We start from the raw sequence: 24,602 nt of genomic DNA, 5'->3' as shown, positions 1-24,602 counted from the left end.
AATCGCTCCTGGCAACGGCCGAGGGCGATCTCCTTGGCGCCAACATGAACTTCTTCGGGACGCAGGCCAAACTGGGGGCGGTCCGCTACCAGCTGGAACTGGCCCAGTCCCAGGGAGAAAATTCACGCGCTGAACAGGAGGCGTTCGATAAGCTGACCGCCCTGACCCAGACCTATAAGGAAAAGGCCGAGCACTGGCAGATGGAGGCGGAGCGATACCAGGACGAGCTATCCGACCTGAGGCTGGGCGTGAAAGCTACGGAAGACGAGCTGACCACGCTGCTGCATGACGTGCGTATCCTCGAACGCAACCTCAGCATGATCGACCCGGAAAAAATGAGCCGGGCTAACCGGGTGGCCAGGGTCGTCCGCGACCTACCCGTGCTCGATTTCCTGGCCCCTTCCATCAAGATCAAACAGATCGTCGTCAAGGACATCCGCGACAACGTGAATTTCGCCCATGTGCCCAAGGTAGACCGCTGCACCAGCTGCCACCTCAGCATTGACAAGCGCGGCTTCGAAGACGCTGAACAGCCCTTTACCACCCACCCCAATTTGGAACTCTATCTTACCTCCTCCTCGCCCCACCCCGTGGACGAGTTTGGCTGCACCAGCTGCCACAATGGCCGTGGTCGGGGCACCTCCTTTTCCAGTGCCGGCCACATGCCTGCGGACAAGCAGCAGGCGGAAGCGTGGCAGGCGGCCTACGGCTGGGAGGAACTGCACTACTGGGATCAGAAAATGTACCCCGCCAGGTACAGCGAAGCCGGGTGCCTGAAGTGCCACGCTGGCGAACCCACCATCAAGGGGGCCGACAAGGCCACGCTGGGACTGACCCTCATTGAGAAAGCGGCCTGTTTCGGCTGCCATCAGCTCGAGCGCTACGCCGACTGGAAACGGCGGGGGCCCAACCTGGCCAACATTGCCGACAAGCTCGACCGGGATTTTGCCTTCAAGTGGATTCGCAATCCCCGCAGCTTTCGGCACAATGCCTGGATGCCCACGTTTTTCGGCCAGACGAACAGCTCCGATCCAAAGTCTGTCCGCAGGACCACGACCGAAATTCACGCCATCGTCAACTACCTGTTCAGCAACTCGACGCCGGCCACCTTTGCCGCGTCTGTGCGCCCAGGCAACGCTGCCCGGGGTGAGCAGCTGGTGGCGTCGCTGGGCTGCCTGGGCTGTCATGTCGTGGAGCCCGACCCGGTCATTGTGGAGACCACCCTGGACCGCATGTACCAGCGCCAGGGACCCAATCTCATCGGCCTGGGGACCAAGGTCTCCGCCCGCTGGCTCGTCAACTGGCTCAAGGACCCCACTTTCTACAACCCCCATTCGCGGATGCCCGATCTGCGGCTCAGTGACCGGGAAGCCGCCGATATCGCGACTTACCTGCGGTCCATGCGCAATCCGGGGTTCGAGCGCATGGAGGTCCCCTCCCTGAACGGGGAGGAACTGTCGGGGATTGCCTTCTCCTGGCTGTCCAAGCAGAACACCGAGGAGGTCGCCCGTAAGCAGGTGGCCGCCATGTCGCTCGACGAGCGCCTGAATTTTGTCGGCCGCCGCAGCATCCTGCATTATGGTTGCTTCAGTTGCCACAACATCCCCGGCTTTGAAGATGCCAAGCCCATTGGCACGCCCCTCACTTTCGAGGGCAGCAAACCGGTGCACAACCTGGACTTCGGCTCCGTACACGAGATTCCCCACACCAACTATAGCTGGTTCGAGGCCAAGCTGGCCAATCCCCGGCTTTTCGACCGGGACAAGGTGAAGCCCTACGATGAAAAACTGCGCATGCCCAACTTCTATTTTACCCCGACGGAAGTGGAGGCGCTGGTCACGGCCCTGATGGGGCTGGTGGATGTGGACATCGGGGTGAGCAAATTGGCCGATCAGGATGTCGCCGCACGCATGATTCAGAAGGGCCGCATGATCATCAAGAATTACAACTGCCAGGGCTGCCACATCATCGACGGCCAGGGCGGCCAGATCGCGTCCAGCATCGGCGATCCCGCCCTGTCGCCCCCCAACCTCAACACCGAAGGCGCCAAGGTCAAGCCCGGCTGGCTGTTTGAATTCCTGAACCGGCCCTCAACGATCCGGCCCAACTTGACCGTCCGCATGCCCACCTTTAACCTGACGGATGAGCAGTGGAACGACGTCATCGATTCGTTCCAGTATGCTGACGGCGCCCCCCAAACCTTCGCTGACGATCTCACCGTCTCCACCCGCTCTGACAACTACCGGGCGGGCGAATTTATGGCCTCCAAGGAGATCGGCGACTGCGGCAAGTGCCACCTGATGGCGGGCCAGGAGCCAACCGCTGCCCGGGGAGACTGGGCGCCCGATCTGGCGCTCACCAAGCATCGGCTGCGGCCCGCTTGGGTCGTGCGCTGGCTCCGGGACCCCCAGGCCATTGTGGCCGGCACACGGATGCCCCAGCCCTACCTGCTGACCAAAGACGACGTCAGTTTCGATGGCGCCGAAGAGTTTTTCCCCCGGGCCCTGATTCGGATGGCCGGCGACGACGAGGCCTTGCTTGCCGCGCTCCGTGACTACGTCTATACCATCGGCGATTAGCCACCCGTAGCGCGACGCGCATGCACGGCCTGTTCCGGGCGACGGCCCGGTCGTCCGCTGGCCGCACCTGTGGGGGAAAAAAGAAGTTGAAAATATGGGCACGTGCCCGTTAAGCTTCGGTGGGCAGTTGCCCCGCGTCAGGAGCGGTGCCGTCTGGCGGGATGCGGGAATTGAAGGACCGTTGTGGGGTCGGGTTAGAACGAGATTTCCCGCGCCACGGAACAGGAGGCCGAAAAGATGAATACATTCATGTTACGCCTGACCATGATCTTGCTGGTGGCCTTTACGGGGCAGCTGGCGTACGCCGGCGGCAGCATTAAGGGGACGATTAAATTTGAGGGCCGTGGACCCAAACCGCGGGCTATCAGGATGGGGGCCGATCCTGTGTGTGCTTCCCAGCACGCCGAGCCGGCCTATTCCCAGGCCGTCGTGATTAACGCGAACGCCACGCTGAAAAACGTGCTGGTGAGCATCGAATCTGGACTGACGGGGAAGTCCTTTCCTGTGCCGGAAGAACCCGTGGTGCTCATTCAGCAGGGCTGCCTGTACGATCCCCATGTCTGGGGCGTCAGGGCGGGGCAGGAGGTCGAGATCCGGAACAGCGATCCCACGCTCCATAATATTCACAGCCTCTCCAAGGTTAATTCACCGTTCAATTTCGCCATGCCCAAGATTATCAAGCTGAAAAAGCACACCTTCAAGAAGGCGGAAGACGTATTCAAGATCAAGTGCGATGTGCACCCCTGGATGAGCACCTACGTGGGCGTATTTGACCACCCCTTCTTTGCCGTTAGTAATGATACGGGCAGTTTTGAACTGGCCGACGTTCCTGCCGGGACCTACACGGTTCGTGCCTGGCATGAGAGCAAACGGCTACCCGCGCAGACCATGAACATCACGGTGTCCGATGGTGAGACGGCCACTGCCGACTTCACCTTCAAGGGACCTAAGCCTAAATCCAAATAAGCAGCGCGTAGACGGGAATTGCCATGGCCTTAAGCCAACCTTCCCAGCGGCCGCTGCAGGCCTACAACCGCCCGCTCCACCAGTTCGCCATCTTCACGGGTGCTGCTACGCTGGCGTTGATCTTCATCGGCGGCTTGGTCACCAGCACGGGCTCGGGCCTCGCCGTGCCTGACTGGCCCACCACCTATGGCCGGTTCATGTTCGCCTTTCCGCTAGCCGACATGGTGGGCGGCATACTCTACGAGCACGGCCATCGCATGGTCGCCAGCCTGGTGGGCCTGCTGGTGGTGGTTTTGGCCCTGTGGCTGTGGCGCTCGGAGCAGCGACCCTGGGTGCGCAGCTTGGGCTGGGTGGCCCTGGGCGCCGTCGTGCTGCAGGGCACGCTGGGCGGCGTCACCGTCCTGCTGCTCCTGCCCACGCCAGTGTCCGTCTTGCACGCCACCCTGGCCCAGACATTTTTCCTCATGGTCATCGCCCTGGCCTATGCCACCTCCAGGGAGTTCGTCACCCCGGATGATTCCGCGTCGCTCCCCGCCGGGATGCCCATACTCAGGCTGTGGATCACCGTGACGACGGCGGTAATCTTCCTGCAATTGATCCTGGGCGCCGTCATGCGTCACACCGCTTCCGGCCTCGCTTTCCTCGACTTCCCCCTCACCGGCGGCCGGCTCGTGCCCTCCCTTGCTGCACCGGCCATTGCGGCGCTCAACGAGCAACGTGCTGCCCTGCAAATGTCGTCCGTTACAGTCGGGCAACTGGCCATCCACCTTGCCCATCGCCTGGGCGCCCTGGCCGTGACTCTGACCCTGGTTGTTACCGCCGTCAAAACCTGGCGGCTGGGTGGCCTGCCGCGCGGGCTTAACGCCATGGCCTGGACGCTGCTGGTCCTGCTCGGGGCTCAGATTGCCCTGGGGGCGGCCACCGTCCTCAGCCTGAAGCAACCCTTCGTAACCACCGCCCATGTTGCCACGGGTGCCGCCCTGCTCGGCCTTAGTTTCCTGTTCACCCTGCGGCTCTACCGCTACTGCCCGCCGTGGCCGGCACAGGAGACACCACCGGCGCTGGCCCCCATCGCCGCCAACCTGCAGGGCAGAGCCGCTTGAGTCGCGCCGAGCTACGCCGCAAGCTGAGCGCCTATTGGGAGCTCACCAAACCCAACATTTCCAGCATGGTGCTGGTATCCACGTCGTTGGGCTTTTACCTCGGCTTCCGCACCACCGGCATGGGCTGGGATGGAGGCCAGTTCCTGCGCCTGCTGCTGGGCGCGGCCCTCACCGCCGGAGGTGTGGGCAGCTTGAACGAGTATTGGGAGCGCCACTCCGATGGCCTCATGCGGCGGACCCGCACCCGGCCACTCCCGTCCGGTCGGCTGACTGCGGCGGAAGCCCTCCGCTTCGGACTCGCAATTTCCCTGCTGGGCCTGGTCATCCTCAGTCTCACCGTCCATCCGCTCACCGGGCTGCTCGCGGGCATCACCCTGCTGACTTACGTGGGTATCTACACGCCCCTGAAAAAGCGCACTGCCTGGAACACCTTGATCGGAGCCGTGCCCGGCGCCCTGCCACCCCTGGGCGGCTGGGTGGCGGCCAGTGGTTCGGTGGCCCCCGGCGCCTGGGCGCTCTTTGCCATCCTGTTTGCCTGGCAGATACCCCATTTTATGGCCATTGCCACGATCTATCGGGCCGATTATGCCCGCGCCGGAATGCGGATGCTGCCCACCGTGGACCCCTCGGGCCGACGGACAGCCCTCACCATCGTCACCTTTTGCGTGCTGCTGCTTCTGGGCAGCCTGGCCCCCACCTATCTCGGCATCACCGGCTGGCTATACCTGTCAGGGGCAGGCCTGCTGGGCAGCATCCTGCTGGCCTTTGGTTTCTTGGCCGCCCGGCGTCTGGGAAATCATGATGCACGGCGGCTGTTGTTTGCCTCTATCATCTACCTGCCCGCCCTGCTGGCCCTGATGGTTGTGGATATTGAACTGTTCCCGTAACGTAGGCTGTACGACCAAGGAGTCCGGATAGCGTGAACGCGCATGATGATCATCCCGAACTGAAGTTCTGGCAAAAGTACATCTTCTCCCAGGATCACAAGATCATTGGACTCCAGTATGGTATCACCGCCCTCATATTCCTGCTGATTGGCCTCTCGATGATGCTCATCATGCGCTGGCAGTTGGCTTATCCCGAGCAGGCGATCCCACTGATCGGCGGTTTGCTGGGCAGTACCAATGCACCGGAGGGCGTCATTGCGCCCGAATTCTACAACCAGTTGGGCGCCATGCACGGCACCATCATGGTCTTCCTGGGTATCGTACCGCTGGCCGTGGGCGCCTTCGGCAATTATATCGTCCCCCTGCAGATCGGCGCCCCCGATATGGCCTTCCCGAAAATCAATATGGCCAGCTACTGGGCCTATTTCCTGGGCGGCGTCACCATGCTCTCCAGCTTCTTTGTCCCCGGCGGAGCCGCCAACTCCGGTTGGACCTCCTACCCGCCCCTGGCCGATATCGCTACCATGGGCCAGACCATGTGGCTGTTCGGCATGGTCTTCCTGATCACCTCGTCCCTCCTCGGTGCCATCAACTTCATTACCACCATCGTGCAGCTGCGCACCAAGGGCCTCACCTGGATGCGGTTGCCCTTCTTTGTATGGGCCCAGCTGGTGACGTCTTTCCTCCTGCTGCTGGCCTTCCCGCCCCTGGAAGCGGCGAGCATCCTGCAGCTCATGGACCGCCTGGTGGGCACCAGCTTCTTTCTCCCCACCGGGCTCGTGGTGAGTGGTGAGATCCTGGAAGTGTCCGGCGGCGGCAGTCCCATCTTGTGGCAGCACCTGTTCTGGTTCCTGGCCCACCCGGAAGTGTACGTCCTCATTCTACCGGCCATGGGCATGGTGGCGGAGGTGATCGCCACCAATATCCGCAAGCCGTTGTGGGGCTATCGGGCCATGGTCTACGCCACAATTTTCCTCGGCTTCATGTCCTTCATCGTCTGGGCCCACCACATGTTCCTCACCGGCATGGGCACCGCCATCAGCGGCTTTTTCCAGACCACCACCATGATCATTTCCATACCCTCGGTGATTATCTTGACGGCGTTGTTCCTCTCCCTGTGGGGCGGCTCCATCCGCTTTCCCACCCCCATGCTGTTTGCCCTGGCCTTTCTCCCCATGTTCGGACTCGGGGGACTCACCGGCCTGCCCCTGGGGCTGGCGCCCACCGATATCCACCTCCACGACACCTACTATGTCATCGGCCACTTTCACTACGTGGTGGCCCCGGGCACCATATTCGCCCTGTTCGCCGGGATTTATCACTGGTTTCCCAAGGTGACGGGACGGCGCATGAGCGAAAGGCTCGGAAAAATCCATTTCTGGGGCTCTCTGGTGACCATCAACGGCATCTTTTTCCCCATGTTCGCCCAGGGTTTGGCCGGGGTATCGCGGCGCTTGTGGGACGGCGGCATCACGTACGAGTTTGCTAATCAGAGCGGCGTCTTGTGGACCAACGAACTGATCTCCATTTCCGCCTGGCTCCTGCTGCTGTTCCAGCTTCCGTTTATCTACAACCTGCTCACCAGCATCCGGCGGGGCGAGCAGGTGGACGACAATCCGTGGAAGTCAACGACCCTGGAGTGGGCCACGCCTTCGCCGCCGCCCCACGGCAATTTTCCCCATCCGCCGGAAGTATTCCGCCCGGCCTATGAGCACAGCGTGCCCGGGCAGAAGGAGGATTTTCTGCCCCAGTACTTGCCTGCGGGGGATTAGCTGCCCATGACTGAAATTCCCTATACCGTCACCCCGCGCGAGGATACTGGGCTGAATAATGCCAAACTGGGTATTTGGCTGTTCCTGGCTTCGGAGGTCATGCTGTTCGGCGGCCTGTTCTCAGCGTATATTTTTCTGCGTCTGGGAGCGGCGGAATGGCCCGACGGATCGACCGTTCTCAGCGTGCCCATTGCTACCTTCAACACCCTCGTGCTGATTGCGTCCAGCGTGACCATGGTATTGTCCTGGGCGGCCCTGGTGGAAAAGGATCTGCGGAAATTCCGGCTCTACCTGGGACTCACCATCCTGTTGGCCCTCGTCTTCCTGGTGGTCAAGGGGTTTGAGTACAACGAAAAATTCTCGCACCATCTCTATCCCAGCCACGATACCTTTATGGCCATCTACTTCACCCTCACCGGTCTGCACGCCCTGCATATCATCGGCGGCATCATCGTGAACGGCTATTTTCTGGGGCCGGGCAGCAGGATGTGGGCAACGGAGCCCCAGCGCTTCACGAATCGCATCGAGATCGCCGGGCTCTACTGGCACTTTGTCGATCTGGTCTGGATCTTCCTGTTTCCGGTGCTGTATCTACTTTAGGAGTGGCCATGAGTAGCGCTACCAGTGACAGCAGCCGTCACAACCGAATCTACCTGGTCGTCTTCGGCGTGCTGGCTGCGCTGACGGTGATCACCGTCACGGCGGGCTCCCTTACCCTGCCCGCGGGGCTGGGCATTGTCATTGCCCTGATCATAGCAGGCGTCAAGGGGTCCCTGGTCGCGGCTTACTTCATGCACCTGGTCTCCGAGCAGAAGCCGATCCTGTGGCTGATGGTCACCACCCTGATTCTTTTGCTGACCCTCTTCGGCCTCTTCATCCTGGCGTTTTACGATAATGGAGATATTGGCCGTGTCGCTTAAGCAATTCCACATATTCTTTATTACACTGTCGGTGATGCTCTGCTTCGGATTCGGCGTATGGGGGGTCAACTCGTATTCCAGCCATCCCCATGGCGGCACCAATCTGGTCTTGGGACTGCTCAGCTTCCTGGTGGGCGCCGTGCTCATCGCCTACGGCTTTAAGGTCTTCCGGAAGCTGCGCACGTTGTGAGGTCATGGTGAGACGGAGTTACGCAGCGGCCGGTCTGATCATCCTCTCGGCACCCCATATTGTCCTGGCCTGCGCCACCTGCTTCGGTGCCGCCGACGATCCCATCATCACCGGGGTTAAGCTGGCCATGTTGGGGCTGCTGGGCGTCACGACCACAATCCTTATCGGCATCGGGGCGTTCATGGTTCACCTTGCCCGGCGGTCCAGGACATTGGAATCCGCGCCCGACCCCTGGCGAGACATCTCCGCCGGGCGGGTGAGCGACCACCGCCGCGTGAGGGATGAGTCATGATTTTCGAATGCGACTTGTAACGCTACGGATGCAGAGGCTCGCATGCTGAAATTCTTGGAAATGATGGGCTTGTCAAAACCTGCCTCGGCCCACGGCGCGGAGATGGACCAGCTCTTGGCACTGGTTCACTGGCTCATGGCGGCGCTGCTGATAGGCTGGGGCATTTACTACGTTTACGTGCTGCTACGCTTCAGGTCCTCGAAGCAACCTAAGGCTGAATACACCGGCGTGACCTCCCATTATTCCCGCTACGTCGAGATAGGTGTGACGGTGGTCGAGGCGGTCCTCCTCATTGGTTTTGCCCTGCCCATCTGGGGTATGGTGAAAAACGAGATCCCGGACGAAGCTGAGGCCTTGTATGTGCGGGTCGTGGGCGAGCAGTTTGCCTGGAATATCCATTATCCCGGTGCCGATGGGCAATTCGGACGCAGCTCCCTGGAGTTCCTCGATGCCGAGACGAATCCCCTCGGCCTCGACCCGGACGATGAGTATGGCGCCGATGACATCACCACCATCAATCAGCTCCATCTCCCGGTGAACAAGCCGGTCGTCATCCTGCTCAGCTCAAAAGATGTCATCCACAGTTTCGCGCTGCCCCTCATGCGTGTGAAGCAGGACGCCATTCCGGGCTTGACCATCCCTGTCTGGTTCGTCCCCAACCGCATCGTGGAGTCGGAAATCGCCTGCGCCCAGCTGTGCGGCCTGGGCCACTACCGCATGCGTGGCTTCCTGACGGTGGAGAGCCAGGACGATTACGACGCCTGGCAGGCGGAGGAGGCCGCCCTCAAAGCTGAAGAGGCCGAAGGCGATTGGTGGTAATCTGTCCGGCTGGGGCCAGACTTAGGGGCGTTTCAGGCTAGCCCGCTGAAGCGCGATGAGCTCCAGGCCAAATCTGAGCCAGTCCTTGCCGGTCTGGCTTACGTGTTGGGAGCCCGCCGCCTGGTCCCGCCTTAGTCCCGCCTTAGTCCCGCCAACGGCGGCGGCCGACGGCGGTGGATGGAGCCGCGACGCTGCCGAAGGTAGGCACGGGCCCACCGTGGCCGTAAATTTGGCTGTCCGCGACCAGCGTACCTGGTTGCCCATGATCGCGCCAAGGGGATTGCAGTGACGCTTAAGAAATTTCTCTCAGCCTACGGACCCGTCTTGATTGGGGGCACCATGTTGGTTAACCTCGCCGTGATCGCCGCCATCGCCATGGGCCGTGTCGGGGCGGCTGAGCCGCTGCCTACGCTGGACCGCCTGCCCGACTTCGCCCTGGTGGACCAGCACGGTGATGCGGTGAGTCTGGAAAGCTTCGCCGGACGCATCTGGGTGGCCGATTTTTTCTTCACCACTTGCGCCGGGCCGTGCCCCATCATGAGCAGTAAAATGGCCGCCCTCCAGCGCACCTTCAGCCGGGTACCCAATGTGCAGCTGGTCTCATTCACCGTCAATCCTGAGGTGGACACTCCCGAGGTTCTGCTGGCCTATGCCGGTCGCTACCAGGCTGTGGAGGACCGCTGGACCTTCATCACCGGAGACCGGGCCGACCTCACGGCGCTGGCGTTGGACGGATTTCACCTGGGCGCCGGTGATCAGCCCATTCACCACAGCACCTACTTCACGTTGGTGGACGGCCAGGGCCAGCTGCGGGGGTACTATGACAGCACCGTTCCGCGGGCCCTGGACCGGCTGGTGGCGGACATTCAGCAGCTGCTCGTGCGCCTATGATTCCCTTGACCTCCCTGCCGGCGATCAATGCCTCGTTGAACGCCACCTGTGCGGTTCTGCTGCTCACTGCCTATGGGTTCATCCGGCGGCGGCGCATCAAGGCCCATCGCAATACCATGCTGGCTGCGTCAGTAGTGGCCATGCTCTTTCTCACATCCTACGTGATCTACCACGTTCAAGTGGGTGTCACAACGTTTCCAGGAACTGGACCGGTCCGGACGCTCTACTTTGCCATCCTCATCCCTCACACGCTGCTGGCCGTGGCCAATGTCCCCCTGGTGGTGATCACGCTCTACCGCGGTCTGAGCAGGCGCTATTCCCAGCACCGCAAGATCGCCCGTTGGACCCTGCCGGTGTGGCTGTACGTTTCCGTCACCGGCGTGCTGATCTATGTGCTGCTCTACCGCTTGAATTTTGCCTAGGCTCCGCGATCATGTTCCGGTTGGATGAAGCCATTCTTGTGGAGGAAGCCCCTCAGGTGGTGTGGGCCTTCCTGGCCAATCTGCCGGTGAGCCTCACCTGCCATCGGCGACGGCGCGCCTTTCACTGGTTGAGCGAGCCCCAACCGGGCCCGAGCAGCCGCTACCAGCTGGAGCAGCGGATGCTGGGTGTCACCTGGCGGCAGGAGGGGCGCGTCACACGCTGGGAGCCGCCCCTTAGCCTAGCGCTGGCCCATTGGACACCTCGCTGGCCCCGCTGGGGCTTCGGCCACCAGCTGCGGCTGGCCGTTCAACCGGTGGAGGAACGAGCCGTGGGGGCCTGGCTCAGCAGCACGGTCATTGGCAGACTGGGTCCCTGGTACGCCGAACCGCTGTTGCGCCTGGTGGTCCGCCGGAGCATGCGCCAGCAGTTGCAGGCACTCAAAGTTGCCATCGAATCCACCGACAAGGGGGACAACGCTCAACAGAGCCGGAGCCCGCGCCTGGCAGAAGTGCCCGCAGCCGGCCTGGGCTGATGGCTGGCGCCTTTGCTGGGTCGGCGGCTGATCCGCCCCATGCCCGTCGCGATTCAGCCCAATTCACGAAAGTCGGCACTGTAACTTCTCTGCGCAACGATGACACGCCTGACCTTCCTGACAGCCCCGTGCAAAAGCAGCTCAGCTCGGTAGACAGCTACACCCGCCGCCTGCAGGTTGAGGTGCCCTGGGACGAGCTGCAGGACGATTATGCGGTCTTCTTCCAGAAGTTCACCAAGAAGGTGAGGCTGCCGGGTTTCAGGAAGGGCAAGGTGCCCCAGAAAATGGTGCGCCAGCAGTTTGGTCCCGCCGCCGAGGCGGAGTTCGCCGAGCAGGCCGTGCATGAGTCCTATCTGGCGGCGCTCAAGGAGACTGAACTCGACCCCATCAACCAGGCAACCATCCGCGGCGTCCAGTTCCGGGAAGGGGCCGCGCTCAAGTTCGAGGCCACGTTCGAGGTTGAACCGGAAGTGGCCCTGCCCAACTACAAGAAGGGCATGAAGTTCGACCAGCTCGTCTTCGATGCGGACAGCGAGGATGTAGACCGCGCCATTGAGGAACTGCGGCAGCAGCATTCCGAACTGCGCACCATTGAAGATGGCATCGAGGAAGGGCACTTCATTCTGGCCGACCTGCAGGAGGTGGATCCCAGCGGCATGCCTTTGGTCGGGCGGAAGCTGCAAAACCAGTACCTGCATCTCGATCCGGCCGGCTCCCTGGGCAAGGAGAATCTTGACGTCCTGCGGGGGGCCAAGCCAGGTGATTCCCGCCGCGTGATCCTGGCCGGCGAGGGGGGCGAGCAAACGCACCACAACCTGACGGTGAAGGAGGTGACCGACCGCCTGCTTCCAGAGGTGGACGATGCCTTTGCCCGCCAGGTTGACTCCCGTGCGGAGGACCTGGCGCAGCTGCGGGCCAACCTGCTGCATAAAATTGAGGCGGCCTATCAGCGGGAGAGCAGGCGGCGCCTGAACCGGGACATCGCCGAGTATTTTATCCGCGCCGCCAGCCTGGAAGTGCCAGCCTCGCTGTTCGAGAACTATCTGGAGTCGCTCATGGAGGACCTGGAGCGGCAGGGCTACCCGCGTAAGCAGCTGGAGCGTGAGGATGTGAGGGAACAGCACAGGGCCTCCATCACCTGGAACCTGAAGTGGTATCTCCTGCGCAAGCGGCTGATCGCGGAGGAGGAGATCGAGGTGGACGACGAGGCGCTGGAAGCCCACATTCAGGGGCTTATCGACGCCGATGAGACTCAGGCCAACCAGCTGCGCAACCACTACCGCCGCCCGGAAAACAAGCGCGCCCTGCGGCAGGAGCTTGTTGAGGCGGCGCTTACCGAACGGCTGATCGGCTATGCCAAACTGAAGCTGGTCCACCGGCCATCAAGCGAACTGAGGAAAGGAACTTGAGCCGTCATGAATGAGAAAAGCAGCGTATTGGTCCCCATGGTGGTGGAGCAGAGCTCCCGTGGCGAGCGGGCCTACGACATCTATTCGCGCCTCCTGAAGGAGCGTATCATCTTTCTGAGCACGCCCATCGACGACACTGTGGCCAGCCTGGTCATCGCCCAGCTGCTGTTCCTGCAGGCCGAGAACAAGGACCAGGACATCTTCCTGTACATCAACAGTCCCGGCGGGATCATCACCGCAGGCCTGGCCGTGATGGACACCATGAACTTCATCCAGCCCAACGTGGCCACCATCTGCATGGGACAGGCGGCCAGCATGGCGGCCGTTCTGCTGGCGGCGGGTGCGCCGGGCAAGCGCTCGGCCCTGCCCAACTCACGCATCATGATCCACCAGCCCGCCGGCGGAGTAGAAGGGCAGGCCTCCGATATCGAGATTCACGCCGCGGAGATCATCAAGTTCAAGAAGGAACTCAACCGCCTGCTGTCGAAACTCACCGGCCAGTCCCTCAAGAAGGTTGAGCGGGACACCGACCGCAACTACTTCATGTCCCCCGGCGAGGCCCAGACTTACGGCGTCATCGACAGTATCCTGAAGCAGTAGCCTTAAGGTGGCAAGCTTGCCACCCCTCGACAGGCTCCCCCGCCGATGGCGGGCTTCGGGGCAAGCTCGCCCGACCAAAGTCCGGGACTGCCCTTCGTCTAGCTCCCCCGCCGATGGCGGGGTCCAGGGCAGGCCTCGCAATGGCCATATCCCCGGGTGGGGCCTACCGCTCCACCGGACGGGGTGACCCCCTCCCCCCCTGCCTGGGCCACGGTCACCGACGGAAAGGGTGACCCAAAGACGGCCCAAAGGTGACCCAAACGTGTCCCCAAGATGGCCGCAACGGGCTGGTGGGGCCCCCCCAGGGGGGTGGTATCACCCTCACCGACGGCAAGGATGATACCGAAGTGATACCAAAGTGATACCGAAGCGATACCGAAGCGATACCAAGATGACCGGGCCGGGTGACCCCCCGCCTCCCGATGGATCGGGACAGGTTCCGGCGGTGCTAACCCACTCCCCTTCACTGCGTGAAGCCCTGAACTTGCTACCTTTTGGTGGACACCGTAAGAAGTCATAGATTGCCATGATCTACGGAGGTGTCCATGATGGAGGATAAGCCACCGCCGATGGCGGGGCAAAGAAAGTCCCGTCGGCAGTTCACTCGGGAGTTCAAGGTGGAAGCGGTGGAACTGTTGGTTAATGGCGGCAAAACCGCCGTGGAGGTGGCTCGGAACCTGGGCATCCGGGTGGAGCTGCTGTACCGCTGGAAGAACGAATACCTCAGCCATAGAGCCGACGCCTTCCCCGGCATGGGGCACCTGGCCGATCCCGAGGAGGAGCGGATCCGCAAGTTGGAGCGTGAACTAGCCGGCGTCACTGAGGAGCGCGACATCTTAAAAAAAGCGTTGGCCATTTTCTCGAAAACACCCCGATGAAGTACCAGTTTATCGATGACTGCCGCTCCTCATTTGGCGTGGAGAAGATGTGCCTTTCGTTGGCCGTAAGCCGGAGCGGGTTCTATCGCTGGAACCAATCAGGAGAGAGTAAACGGGCGGCCGAGAACCGTCTGTTGCTGACCCATATCCAGCGCATATACAACTCAACCAAAGGACGTTATGGAAGCCCACGCATCACCGCAGAGCTAAAGGACCAGGGCTACAGTTGCAGCCGTCCCCGGGTCGCCAGGCTGATCCCGAAGCTTCGGGACGCCATCAAGGCCAGAGGCAGGAGGCCGTTCAAGGTCACCACCAACTCCAGACACAAGCATGCGGTTGCGCCTAATCTGTTGAAACAGACGTTCCGGACCGATGCCCCCAACCGGGTCTGGGTATCGGATATCACCTATATCCGCACCCTGGAGGGCTGGCTGTACTTAACGGTGATCATGGACCTTTACAACCGGAAGATCGTCGGCTGGTCCATGAGCGAGCGGATGGAAGCCACCGACACCACCATCCCGGCCTTCCAGACGGCCGTTAAGGGATGCCAGCCCCTGCCGGGTCTGGTGTTCCACTCGGACCGGGGTGTGCAGTATGCCTGTGAACCGTTCGTTGCCCTGCTCAGCCGGTCCAAGGCGGTCCAGAGCATGAGCGGCAGGGGTAACTGCTACGACAACGCTGTAGCCGAGAGTTTTTTCCATACCCTGAAGACTGAACTGGTCTATCATGAACGCTACCGTACCCGCGAGGAGGCCAGACGCAGTCTGTTCGAGTACATGGAGGGCTTTTACAACCGGTCCAGGAAACACTCGACTTTGGGATATAGATCCCCGGTGGAGTATGAAAACATGCAGCTTAACCAGGCACTATGACTTCTCGTAGTGTCCACTTTATTATAGCAAGATCACCACGGTCACCGACGGAGAGGGTGACCCAGAGGTGGCCCAAACGTGGCCCCACGAGGCCGGTGACCCCCTCCCCCCCTGCCGGTATCACGCCCATCGACGGAAGGGGTGATACCGAAGTGATACCGAAGTGATACCGAAGCGATACCGAGATGATACCAAACCTGCGCCGGATGGCGGGTGGTGCCCGGGGGCGAGAGTGCTACCCCTCGACAGGCTCAGGGCAGGCTCACTCGAAACATCGGGACTCGCAATGACAGATGAAGGGACCGGGCAAAGAGGGGTCAAGCGATGTCAAAGAGCTCGCCGGGAAGGTAGGGCGGGGTTTGCGTGCAAGGAAGGGTGAGGATTGACGCGACGCAGTCCTGTAGCGCACCTGCTTTGGGAGCAGGGCCTCGGCCCTGGCCGTCCCGGCGACGGGAGGCAGTAGCCACCTACGACGAGCCGGGTCGAAGGTTCAAATCCTATCGCACCGACACCGAAATTTGTCGATGGGAGACTCGTTTCTGGTCGGCATTCTCATTTCGGCCCTGCCAGATTTTGAACGGACTCATATGCGCACAGCGTCGATATTCTACAATGAGGATTGGATGCTGGAATGGTAGCGCTCATGGCTTGCGAGCCAAGGGGGAAATGGCTATTATTACCCGATGATGTCAACGATCCTCATCCTGGGTGCGGCACAGGCGATATTCCTGGTGATCCTGTTGCTGTCCAAAAGGCGCCGGCATCTCCCAGACTACGTTCTCGCGCTCTGGCTGTCACTACTTGCCGGGCATCTGTTTATCTACTTTCTTTATGCTATCACGGGCCTGGGACAGTCCTGGCTCCTAAACCTTAATTCCTCATTTCCATTTCTGCAGGGTCCGTTTCTCTATTTCTATGTAGCCACCCTTATTGATACTAAGAAGCGGTTGAGAATTACCTTCGCGCTGCACCTGATCCCGTTCATTGCGTTTAATACTTGCGTATTCTTCCTCTCATGCTTTTCTGATTCTTCCTTTACACACGCCGCCGGTGTGAGCAACCAGCACCTTTTTGCTGTGTCATCATTATTTAATTGGTTACTTCTGCTGTCAGTGCCGATTTATGCAGTGTGGACATGGGTGCTTGTCAGCTCATATGGGCAACGGACAGAGGAGTATCTTTCAGACCTGGAAGCAATCGATTTAGCCTGGCTCAGATACTTGATCGGCGCTCTAGGCGGGGTCTGGCTGGCGGTGACTATTGCCTTTCTGCTGCGTGATCCAGAAGCGATGTCCAGCATGCGACTGTTTATCTTCGCCCCGGTAACGATTTTCGTCTACATAGTGGGATATTTCGGTCTCAAGCAGAGTATCATTTTTTCCGATTATAATATTGAGCTGAATACAGGCAATCGCACTGGGCTTAAGTATTCAAAATCAGGTTTGGACGAAAAAGCCGGCAAGGCGATGCATGCAGATCTAATCAAGCTGATGGATTCTAATAAACCATACTTGGATAGCGAGCTCACCTTACCGGAACTCGCAAAAAAACTGGGGATTTCTCCGAATTATCTCTCACAGATCTTGAACGATATCGGGGGCGAATCTTATTATGATTTCATCAACGAGTATCGCGTAAGAGAATTCCAGGAAAATCTCAATAGAAAAGAATTTCAACATTACACCCTGCTGGCCGTGGCTATGCAGAGCGGCTTTGCTTCCAAGCCGTCGTTCAACCGCGCCGTGAAGAAGATCACTGGTAGAACCCCCTCTCAGTTCGTTTCCACTTCGACAGACTGATCAATCTTTCCGATGGGTATCTCCGTGTAGGCTGAGACGACATCAGCCGATGCCGTCCATAACATCTGGCATCCACGACCAACCAATGAAAGGGAGATCAAATGACATACTTAGGGATCTTAATAGTGGTACTGACGGTGGGTTGCTCCGCCGGCCATGTGCATCAGCGATCTGATCGGGCAGAACAAACGATGGCGGCGAGATCGCCCCACGAACCCGCGCGATCAAACCCTTCCCATGGATCAGGGTTGCCTATGCCTCTCATCACAATAAGCGAGGAGGGAGTGAGCGTACCGTTTAGACTTGACGAACAATTTGCCGTTCCGCATATTGAGGTCATGATTCAGGGGAAGGGGCCCTACCGCTTTGCGTTTGATACGGGCATGAGCGGGACCGTCATGATCCGTCCCAAGCTGGCGGAAGAACTAGGTCTTCCTGTAGTCGGAAGGGCCATGATCGGCGATGGTTCCGGGAAACATAATCAGGCGACAGACCTAGTCCTGATTTCAAGCATGAGCTTGGGCGCGATGAAGATGGAAAGCGTTATCGCCATAGCTGTCCAAGCAAGCGAAGCACATTTAAAAGAAGTGCCTGCAAATCTCTCCGGTATTCTGGGACGTGGGTTGGTCAAGGATTACCTCCTGACTATCGATTATCCCAGGCAGATGATTACTATCGAGCCTGGGCAACTGGACGCCCGAAACGAGCACGTTATTGGATTCGATTTCCACAAAGGGGCTATGCAAATCTCTGCGAATCTGTCTGGCATACCCTACCAGCTGCTCGTTGATACCGGCAGCCGGGGTTCGATCACGCTGCCCCGTTCCGCGGCTGAGACATTACCGTTGACATCAACCTTGAAACAAAGCCATTCAGTTTCAACCGTGACCAATACCTATCAAATCTTCACCTCCACATTGAGCGGATCTCTAGATCTGGCCGGATTTGAAGTAGGAAACCCGACGATCATGTTCGCAGAGGAGCATACCCCGCGATTAATCGGATACGAAATCCTTAAAGGATTTGCTTTCACCGTTGATCAGAAACAGCGATTGATACGCTTCGATGGATAGCCGTACCCTTCGAGATCCATCGGTGGTCAGATGTAAGGCGGATACAACAACGGCCTGAACTATTGAAAAGCCCCGGTGATGACCGGGGCTTTTGAGTAAGAGTGGTGTCTGCTCTCCTCAGTAGAATTGGCTTCAATGTGTGGGGCAATATATATACATCGCCCAACTATTGCTATCCTCAGGAGTATTGCCAACAGGTGTTTGGCTAAAGCGTCGAGCGCCAGTCAAGTGTTGTGGGAAGGGACTGAGGCCATCCGGGCCGCAGTGCGGGGCCGAGTAGAACGGGAAAGCTAGTCCGAGCTGCTCTGGAGCAGGCCCACGACGTTGCCCTCCGGATCGGCAAACAGGGCGAAGGTGGCCATATTCGGAATCGTGGTGACGAGCAGGACGATCATGGCCCCCATGCCCTCGGCTTTCTTGAGGTAGGCCTCAATATCATCGACCTGAACGTAAAACGTTACCCGGTTCGGGCCGTCGTTGAAACGATGCAACGAAAAGTGTTGCTGCTTCATCAATGAATGGGTCAGGGACATCACAACGAAGCAAGAATAATCATGCTGCGATGACGCCGCCATAGTTGATGCCTGTCAGGTGAGCAATTTCTCGCTTCCAGGTCGTCAAATCATCCCGGTTCAGCTCCTTCAGGTGCGTGTGACCGCAAGCTCGCGCCAGTAATTTCATCAGCTCCACCGAGGCGGTAAAAAATCGCGCGAGCCGGTGGGCCGCCTCGTCAACGGGCAGACGAGCACGAAGGTGCTCCTGTTGCGTAGCGATGCCTACCGGGCAGTTGTTGGTGTGGCAGGCCCGCATACCCAAACATCCAATGGCCTGGATGGCCGCATTGCTGACGGCCACACCATCGGCACCGAGCGCCATAGCCTTGGCGAAATCAGCTGGGGTCCGCAATCCGCCTGTGAGGACGAGTGTCACGTCACCGTTGCCGGTCTTATCGAGGTGTCTGCGTGCGCGGGCCAAGGCGGGCAATGTTGGCACGGAGATGTTGTCGCGGAAAATCAGTGGAGCTGCGCCAGTGCCCCCACCCCTACCATCTAAAATGATATAGTCCACGCCAATCTGGAGCGCCGCGTCAATGTCATCTTCGATGTGCTGGGCCGACAATTTGAAGCCGAGCGGAATGCCTCCGGTTGCCTGTCGCACCTCATCGGCAAACTGCTTGAAATCGTCTAGGCTCTCCCAGTCGGGGAAGCGGGCAGGCGACACAGCCGGCTCCCCTTCAGGAAGGCCGCGCACCATGGCAATTTTGCCCGCTACCTTAGCGCCGGGGAGATGTCCACCCGTGCCGGTTTTCGCGCCCTGGCCGCCTTTGAAGTGGAACGCCTGGACGGCCGACAGTTTATCCATAGAAAAGCCAAAGCGTGCCGAGGCGAGCTCATAAAAATAGCGACTATTCTCAGCCTGCTCTTCAGGCAGCATCCCGCCCTCACCCGAGCAGATGCCCGTCCCGGCCAGCTCAGCGCCACGGGCCAAAGCGACCTTGGCCTCCTCCGAAAGAGCACCAAAACTCATATCAGAAACCAGAATGGGAAGCTCAAGTCTTAGAGGCTTTTTAGCCCGCGGGCCTATGATCAGTTCCGTACCTACCTCTGTCTCATCGAGTTGGGGCAGCCTCGCCAGCTGGGCCGTGACAAACTGAATGTCATCCCAGGTGGGTAATTCGGTTCTGGGAACACCCATGGCCGCAACAGGACCATGCCGCCCCGTCTTGGAGAGACCCTGTGAGGCCAGACTACGGATAAGACCCACATGAGGTTCCTCGGGAGTTCCATGGATATCCTGATAAGTGCCCTGGTAACTCTCGCGGTCGTAGGGCTGGGGGTTCTTCTCTTGCCAGGCTTCGATTTCATCTTCATCGATAAGCAGTTGGTCCCCCTCAATCCAGTTGCTGAACCGGGCCAGCTGCTCCGAGTTGTTATACTCACTGATACCCGTGTCGTAACGGTAATCCCATCCATGGACCCCGCAGATCAGGTTCGACCCCTCGATACTTCCATCAGCAAGCAGGGCCCCACGATGTTGACAGCGACCGTACATCACCGATACTTTGTCATCGTAGCGGATAATTACCAGATCGACATTGGCCACGAGGGCATAGGTCGGTTGGCGATCGGGTATTTTACTGAAAGTGGCTATTGGCTTTTTGTTCAAGGGTGATCTCCGGCATGAGTTGAAACTTGTTGTCGTGAAAACAATGCGAGTTCTTAGCACATAAAACTAAGAGACACCCAGTAGGTTTCCAAGGAATAGCGGACGCCTTATCTGAAGCGCCCATTGCTCGAACGCACTGCCCAATGAGAAACGCACCAGGGGCATCCTGGGGCGCGTGGAAATGTTCTGGACCCTTCCCAGACATGAACCTGCCGCCCGACGCAGAAGACGGGGCGGGATTGGGATCCCGGGGGCGGCTAAGGGTACGGAAAAGGTGCAAGCGAGCGCCAGGAAAACCGCGCTGCCAGCCAGCTTGGCGTGCAGGATGCGCATGGCGAGGATGGACGGGTTGCGCGGGGCCATGAGCGCTAGCGCCCAGTTTTACCTGTGCGAGGGCGGCGTCAAACCTGGCGTAGTCAGCAGGGTGGATGTAGTCCCTGGGATCGTTAATTGGCCCTGAAAAGTTATTGTTTCGGGCTCATTCCGAGCTGACAGATATGCTACCGTGTGCGGACCATCCGCGCACACTTAGCAACAGCAATAATGAAATTCTTGGTGGGGCGAACACATTCTGAGATAGCGGAAATCCGTCGTGGAGAGCATGCCAAGCGGGGCTATCGGGGGCGCGCAGCCGGCTCCAGGAGTTCACCATTGAATATGAGCCACCAACCCAGTCCGAGAAGCTGATTATGCTTTTGCTCAAGGCGGTGGAAAAGGTCCCTATTATTGTCAAATTCAGCATCAGGCAAGGGGGCCGGATTGCGGTCAATTCTAAGATTGGCGATGAAAGTTTCCGTCACCATTGTATGATGACCTATCCCGAAGCGGTTTAAAGTGGACCGGTCAGCCTGCTGGCCCTGATCAAGCATGGAGCTACCGAAGCTGTAGTATTGAAAACCCGCCGGTGCAATCAGTTCGACGATAGTGGGGACGATGTCGATGTGACTGCCCGGGGCTGGGTTAGCGGTGTCCTGCGGGGTGACGAAATGCTTGCCATAGAGAATAAAAGGCACGGAGGTATGTTCGTAAACGGAGGGGCGAGCATTAAGAAACCTACGTCCATAATGATCACCGGTAAGGGCGAACAGGCTCGCGGGAAACGTTTTCTCAACGGTGTTAACAAACTCCCCGATCACTACGTCGCTATACCAGATATGCCCGAGCATGTTCAAGGTCATCGAGCCATCAAAGTAGGGTTCGATATCAGCGGGTATCTCGTTCAGCGGAAAACCTCTACTTCTAACGTCGAGGCCGAAGGGCGGGTGATAGCTGGTTGTCAAGATGATATTGAAGGTCTTTCCGTCGGCGGGGGTATTCGACCGCACAAAAGTGAAGAGTGCCTCGTCCTCCACCCCCCATATTCTATCCGTAACCTCTTCTGCGATGCTGGGGGCAGCGAAGACCTCGTCAATTCCCTGGGCATGGAATAGATTCCCTATGTTCTGCCAGGAGAGGAAGCCACCATAATAGAGTCGTGTCCGGTAGCCTAAGCGCTTAAATATGCCCGGGGAAGCTGTTATGAAGGGTGGCTTGTGGGCCGCAATTCTACTGATGTTTACGCCCGTATACGGGATGCCCGTAAGGATTGCCGATATGGATCCCATCGTGCTACTGGCAGAGGGCAGAAAGTGGTTAAACAAGATACCATTCCGCCCAAGACGTTTAAGGTGTTCGGTGACTTTCAGTGACTGGTAGCGGGAGAGCAACGGCCAGGAATCATAACTCTCCATAACAATAATGAAAATATGGTCTGGCAACCCGGACTGGCTGCCACGGGCTGTCTTCGACAGGTAGTTCGACAGATCTTGTGCCTGATCACCAGGCAGCTCCAGAGAGAAATAATCCTGGGCAGCGGTTATGACTGAAATATCTCCCAGCAGTTTCTTGATTCCATCTCTCCTAGAGTTGATAGATTTGAAATCCCGGTAGGCGTACTGCAGATGTCTTAAGGGATTCATCACTGTTTTATTCAGAAAGATATCGGTTGTGACATGGGCCCATTTTCTCATGGCAGGCCTTGATTTGAAGGAACCGCGCGCGGCGGCGAAGGTCAATATGAAGATCAGTATGTAGATAAGGGAGCGAAGCATCAGGCTTCCAGGTCGAGTAAGCAGCCGGATTAGGGGCGCGAAGGGGAATTTATGCCATCGTTGCAATAAAAAAAGGCAGAGACCAGAGAGCACGGCGAATATCAGAAGATTACCAACGAGGCCATACCCTTCGAATAGGGTTCGCATGATTGCCGGGCGGTCATCGTAAAGGATTTCAAACAGAAAGTAATCGAATTGACTGTCGTATTCCTTGAAGTAAGGGATCGTTACCACAAAGAGCATGGTGATGACAATCAGCATGAGTGCAGAGAATAGTTTGCGCAGATAAGTGCTCAAGACGGTTGCGTCAAAAGGGCTGAGCATGGTATTGGCCAGGAAAGGTACAAGCATAAACAGTGTCGCGGTGGCAGAGTCAAAGCGATAGCCATGAGCTACCGCCAGTAAAATATCGCCAAGGTCAGTGGCGTCACCTAATTTATCCTGGAACCGCACGATCAGGACGATTCTGAACAGGCCCAGATAGACAATGGTAAATATGTATACTTGAAGCTGCTTCAGGAACTCGGTGATAAAGTTTTGCCATTTACCGGGCATGGAGGAGCCTTCGGAATCATACAGGCTAAGAGGCAATCATGGTTCCTTCCACCCAGACCAGCGACGGGGGATCGGGAGCCCTGTTCATCCTAATGCAAATCTTTGTACCGCCCCAATACCCGCAACATATGGACAGGTTGGTCTGTTTGAACGAAGTCAGGATTCTTGTTGATCGCCTTAATGTTATCTCGTGGAGTTTTGGGGGTCCAGGTCATCACCCTGAAGCCCTTGTCATGGGCCATTCTGATCTCGTTCCTGGTAATCTTCGACCCAATACCTATCCCATACAAGCCCAATTCTTCAGCAATACGAAGGGCATCCTTAAATTTTGATCCGGTAACGAATCGCAATACCTGGACACGATTTTGCTGGAGCATCTGGAGAAATTGGATGTTGCCGGCTTCTATAAACACCCTGTTATGCATGTTATGCTTTTCAATGACCTGCTGGATAGCGTAAACAAATTGCCGGTAGTATGGCATTCGTGATTCAGCACCCGGATAAAACTTGGTATCGAACGAGAAATAATAATTCTGAACGTCCGCTAACCTGCTGAATAGATCGTCAACCGAGACGACATAAATGTTCACCGAGGCAGTGCTACGGTAGGTGCAACTATCTAATTCAGCCCAGTCATAGTCCCGCAGCACCCCGGTAAAGTTCGTCTTCGTACTTAAGTCTTCGTCATGATACATCACCAGTACACTATCTCTGGTTATCTGGACATCGATCTCCGAACCATCAGCACCCATTTTCAAGACCTGTTCTATGGATTCAAAGGAGTTGCCTGGATATATCGATCCTTTAACCTTGCCACGATGACCCATAACGCCAATTCTATTGCCGTTAAGATTTTGAATATCAAAGGGTGGACCCGTATTGCAACCTAGAATAAACAACGAGGACAGAAGCAGGTACGAGAAGCGTGTGGATTTCAATTTAAGGCCTCAACCAGCATTTTTCCGCACTGATGAACTTGGTTGTCTGGCTGCCACAAACTCAGTTCCTCAAACCACGGCATCCATGGGTCAATTCGGTTAGCGGTTAATGATACGGACAAGGTGGGCGGATGTCAAGGGGGCCGCTGCACTTGAGGCGTCAGAGTTGATGTGGACCATTTTCTCATCTGGATCAAATTACGACCGCGAGAGTGCTCATCAATGCCGGGAGGAGCTGTGCCGATACAACGACACGGCTATGGAGTCTGGCTTGCACGACTCGTTTCGTTTGGCTGTGATCCAACATACAGTGGAATTGACGACGCCCTGGAAAATGCAATTACGGATCGCACCCAAGAAGTCCATGCTAAGCAGCAGAATGTGGGTGTATCGGTAGCGCTATTAAAGCATGGCAGCAGCATCTACAATCACCAGATCGGTAGGCGGCAAATCAGATAAACGCGCAAAGTGGAAAGATGCGATTTATTTTCGGGAAGCCAAGTACATCATAGAGCTTTGCCGCAAGCTACTACCGTCGAGGCTATCGCATTGGATACATCCTATCGTATGCTAAGGGGCAGCCAGATGATCAAACATCCCCTGTACGTCGTCAAATCAATGTGAGCTACTTGAGTCTAAAACATATTGACACATTTCGTGTGTCCATGGTTTAGCTGAAGCCTCATTTGAAGCGTCCGTCGCTTGATCTCTTCCCGCCTGTCTAGGATTTGTCGTTTCTCCCTTCATGGACATAAACAGGTGTACGGCGTCGGAGAAATGTGGACCACCGAGCAGTTTTGGCTAAGAGATACTTATGCTCAGTTCAAATCAAATCAAAGGATTTA

General features: G+C 58.0%; 22 protein-coding genes. 18 read left to right on the top strand and 4 right to left on the bottom strand.

All coding sequences use genetic code 11. From position 1 onward, the window contains the following. The 18 genes from IH971_06295 to IH971_06210 form a co-directional block, all read left to right on the top strand. Positions 1 to 2,579 (top strand): c-type cytochrome (locus IH971_06295; GenBank protein ID MCH7497442.1); only part of this gene is annotated, 2,579 nt, incomplete at its 5' end. Between the two features lie 237 nt (positions 2,580 to 2,816). After that, entirely contained in the window at positions 2,817 to 3,545 is a 729-nt protein-coding gene (locus IH971_06290; GenBank protein MCH7497441.1) for a hypothetical protein, read from the top strand. 23 nt (positions 3,546 to 3,568) lie between these two features. After that, on the top strand, positions 3,569 to 4,648 hold the full coding sequence (locus IH971_06285) for a COX15/CtaA family protein (GenBank protein MCH7497440.1): 1,080 nt from the start codon (positions 3,569 to 3,571) through the stop codon (positions 4,646 to 4,648). A gap of 65 nt (positions 4,649 to 4,713) precedes the next feature. Next, on the top strand, positions 4,714 to 5,535 hold the full coding sequence (gene cyoE, locus IH971_06280) for a protoheme IX farnesyltransferase (GenBank protein MCH7497439.1): 822 nt from the start codon (positions 4,714 to 4,716) through the stop codon (positions 5,533 to 5,535). A 32-nt stretch (positions 5,536 to 5,567) separates the two neighbouring features. After that, the gene (locus tag IH971_06275) at positions 5,568 to 7,307 is read left to right on the top strand and encodes a cbb3-type cytochrome c oxidase subunit I (protein MCH7497438.1); all 1,740 of its coding nucleotides are present in this window, start codon (positions 5,568 to 5,570) and stop codon (positions 7,305 to 7,307) included. 6 nt (positions 7,308 to 7,313) lie between these two features. Further along, positions 7,314 to 7,907, top strand: a complete 594-nt coding sequence (locus tag IH971_06270; GenBank protein ID MCH7497437.1) for a cytochrome c oxidase subunit 3 — start codon at positions 7,314 to 7,316, stop codon at positions 7,905 to 7,907. A gap of 8 nt (positions 7,908 to 7,915) precedes the next feature. Then, positions 7,916 to 8,227, top strand: coding sequence for a cytochrome C oxidase subunit IV family protein (locus IH971_06265; protein MCH7497436.1), 312 nt, complete (start codon positions 7,916 to 7,918; stop codon positions 8,225 to 8,227). Continuing rightward, a complete protein-coding gene (locus IH971_06260; GenBank protein MCH7497435.1) occupies positions 8,217 to 8,417 on the top strand; it encodes a hypothetical protein in 201 nt (66 codons plus the stop codon). The genes IH971_06265 and IH971_06260 overlap by 11 nt, the downstream gene beginning before the upstream one ends. A 4-nt stretch (positions 8,418 to 8,421) precedes the next feature. After that, complete coding sequence (locus IH971_06255) at positions 8,422 to 8,709, top strand: hypothetical protein (GenBank protein MCH7497434.1); 288 nt, start codon at positions 8,422 to 8,424, stop codon at positions 8,707 to 8,709. 42 nt (positions 8,710 to 8,751) lie between these two features. Next, positions 8,752 to 9,528 carry a hypothetical protein gene (locus tag IH971_06250; GenBank protein MCH7497433.1) on the top strand — a complete coding sequence of 259 codons (777 nt, stop codon included), beginning with the start codon at positions 8,752 to 8,754 and terminating at the stop codon, positions 9,526 to 9,528. 285 nt (positions 9,529 to 9,813) lie between these two features. After that, positions 9,814 to 10,419 carry an SCO family protein gene (locus tag IH971_06245; protein MCH7497432.1) on the top strand — a complete coding sequence of 202 codons (606 nt, stop codon included), beginning with the start codon at positions 9,814 to 9,816 and terminating at the stop codon, positions 10,417 to 10,419. Continuing rightward, positions 10,416 to 10,841, top strand: a complete 426-nt coding sequence (locus tag IH971_06240; protein MCH7497431.1) for a DUF420 domain-containing protein — start codon at positions 10,416 to 10,418, stop codon at positions 10,839 to 10,841. The genes IH971_06245 and IH971_06240 overlap by 4 nt, the downstream gene beginning before the upstream one ends. Positions 10,842 to 10,852: 11 nt before the next feature. Further along, a complete protein-coding gene (locus tag IH971_06235; protein MCH7497430.1) occupies positions 10,853 to 11,374 on the top strand; it encodes a hypothetical protein in 522 nt (173 codons plus the stop codon). Positions 11,375 to 11,502: 128 nt separating this feature from the next. Then, complete coding sequence (tig, locus tag IH971_06230) at positions 11,503 to 12,783, top strand: trigger factor (protein ID MCH7497429.1); 1,281 nt, start codon at positions 11,503 to 11,505, stop codon at positions 12,781 to 12,783. A gap of 6 nt (positions 12,784 to 12,789) precedes the next feature. After that, on the top strand, positions 12,790 to 13,383 hold the full coding sequence (gene clpP / locus IH971_06225) for an ATP-dependent Clp endopeptidase proteolytic subunit ClpP (protein ID MCH7497428.1): 594 nt from the start codon (positions 12,790 to 12,792) through the stop codon (positions 13,381 to 13,383). A gap of 569 nt (positions 13,384 to 13,952) precedes the next feature. Continuing rightward, positions 13,953 to 15,136 (top strand): IS3 family transposase gene (locus IH971_06220; GenBank protein MCH7497427.1). Its coding sequence is split into 2 segments (ribosomal slippage): positions 13,953 to 14,217 and positions 14,217 to 15,136, totalling 1,185 coding nucleotides; the frame shifts between segments, so codons are not numbered across the junction. 683 nt (positions 15,137 to 15,819) lie between these two features. Further along, on the top strand, positions 15,820 to 16,935 hold the full coding sequence (locus IH971_06215) for a helix-turn-helix transcriptional regulator (protein ID MCH7497426.1): 1,116 nt from the start codon (positions 15,820 to 15,822) through the stop codon (positions 16,933 to 16,935). Between the two features lie 254 nt (positions 16,936 to 17,189). Further along, positions 17,190 to 18,008 (top strand): retropepsin-like domain-containing protein, encoded by an 819-nt coding sequence (locus IH971_06210; GenBank protein ID MCH7497425.1) that lies wholly within the window; start codon positions 17,190 to 17,192, stop codon positions 18,006 to 18,008. Between the two features lie 290 nt (positions 18,009 to 18,298). On the opposite strand, the gene IH971_06205 is transcribed toward IH971_06210, so the two are convergent. The 4 genes from IH971_06205 to IH971_06190 all read right to left on the bottom strand — a co-directional run bounded on the left by IH971_06205 (position 18,299) and on the right by IH971_06190 (position 23,757). Then, positions 18,299 to 18,520 (bottom strand): hypothetical protein, encoded by a 222-nt coding sequence (locus IH971_06205; GenBank protein ID MCH7497424.1) that lies wholly within the window; start codon positions 18,518 to 18,520, stop codon positions 18,299 to 18,301. A 40-nt stretch (positions 18,521 to 18,560) separates the two neighbouring features. Next, positions 18,561 to 20,174 carry a Rieske 2Fe-2S domain-containing protein gene (locus IH971_06200; protein MCH7497423.1) on the bottom strand — a complete coding sequence of 538 codons (1,614 nt, stop codon included), beginning with the start codon at positions 20,172 to 20,174 and terminating at the stop codon, positions 18,561 to 18,563. Positions 20,175 to 20,788: 614 nt separating this feature from the next. After that, entirely contained in the window at positions 20,789 to 22,855 is a 2,067-nt protein-coding gene (locus tag IH971_06195; protein ID MCH7497422.1) for a sulfatase-like hydrolase/transferase, read from the bottom strand. A gap of 53 nt (positions 22,856 to 22,908) precedes the next feature. Beyond that, positions 22,909 to 23,757 (bottom strand): hypothetical protein, encoded by an 849-nt coding sequence (locus tag IH971_06190; GenBank protein ID MCH7497421.1) that lies wholly within the window; start codon positions 23,755 to 23,757, stop codon positions 22,909 to 22,911. Positions 23,758 to 24,602: the final 845 nt, after the last annotated feature.

It is taken from the genome of Candidatus Neomarinimicrobiota bacterium, assembly GCA_022560655.1.
In the GTDB taxonomy this organism is placed as follows: Bacteria; Fidelibacterota; Marinisomatia; order SCGC-AAA003-L08; family TS1B11; genus JADFSS01.
This window is presented reverse-complemented; position numbering and strand designations above follow the sequence as displayed.

Bases quoted from the DNA above. Each gene is read 5' to 3' on its own strand.
- IH971_06290 (MCH7497441.1), top strand. From the start codon at position 2,817: ATGAATACATTCATGTTACGCCTGACCATGATCTTGCTGGTGGCCTTT.
- IH971_06285 (MCH7497440.1), top strand. From the start codon at position 3,569: ATGGCCTTAAGCCAACCTTCCCAGCGGCCGCTGCAGGCCTACAACCGC.
- cyoE (MCH7497439.1), top strand. From the start codon at position 4,714: ATGGTGCTGGTATCCACGTCGTTGGGCTTTTACCTCGGCTTCCGCACC.
- IH971_06270 (MCH7497437.1), top strand. From the start codon at position 7,314: ATGACTGAAATTCCCTATACCGTCACCCCGCGCGAGGATACTGGGCTG.
- IH971_06265 (MCH7497436.1), top strand. From the start codon at position 7,916: ATGAGTAGCGCTACCAGTGACAGCAGCCGTCACAACCGAATCTACCTG.
- IH971_06255 (MCH7497434.1), top strand. From the start codon at position 8,422: ATGGTGAGACGGAGTTACGCAGCGGCCGGTCTGATCATCCTCTCGGCA.
- IH971_06250 (MCH7497433.1), top strand. From the start codon at position 8,752: ATGCTGAAATTCTTGGAAATGATGGGCTTGTCAAAACCTGCCTCGGCC.
- IH971_06240 (MCH7497431.1), top strand. From the start codon at position 10,416: ATGATTCCCTTGACCTCCCTGCCGGCGATCAATGCCTCGTTGAACGCC.
- IH971_06235 (MCH7497430.1), top strand. From the start codon at position 10,853: ATGTTCCGGTTGGATGAAGCCATTCTTGTGGAGGAAGCCCCTCAGGTG.
- clpP (MCH7497428.1), top strand. From the start codon at position 12,790: ATGAATGAGAAAAGCAGCGTATTGGTCCCCATGGTGGTGGAGCAGAGC.
- IH971_06215 (MCH7497426.1), top strand. From the start codon at position 15,820: ATGATGTCAACGATCCTCATCCTGGGTGCGGCACAGGCGATATTCCTG.
- IH971_06210 (MCH7497425.1), top strand. From the start codon at position 17,190: ATGCCTCTCATCACAATAAGCGAGGAGGGAGTGAGCGTACCGTTTAGA.
- IH971_06205 (MCH7497424.1), bottom strand. From the start codon at position 18,520: ATGAAGCAGCAACACTTTTCGTTGCATCGTTTCAACGACGGCCCGAAC.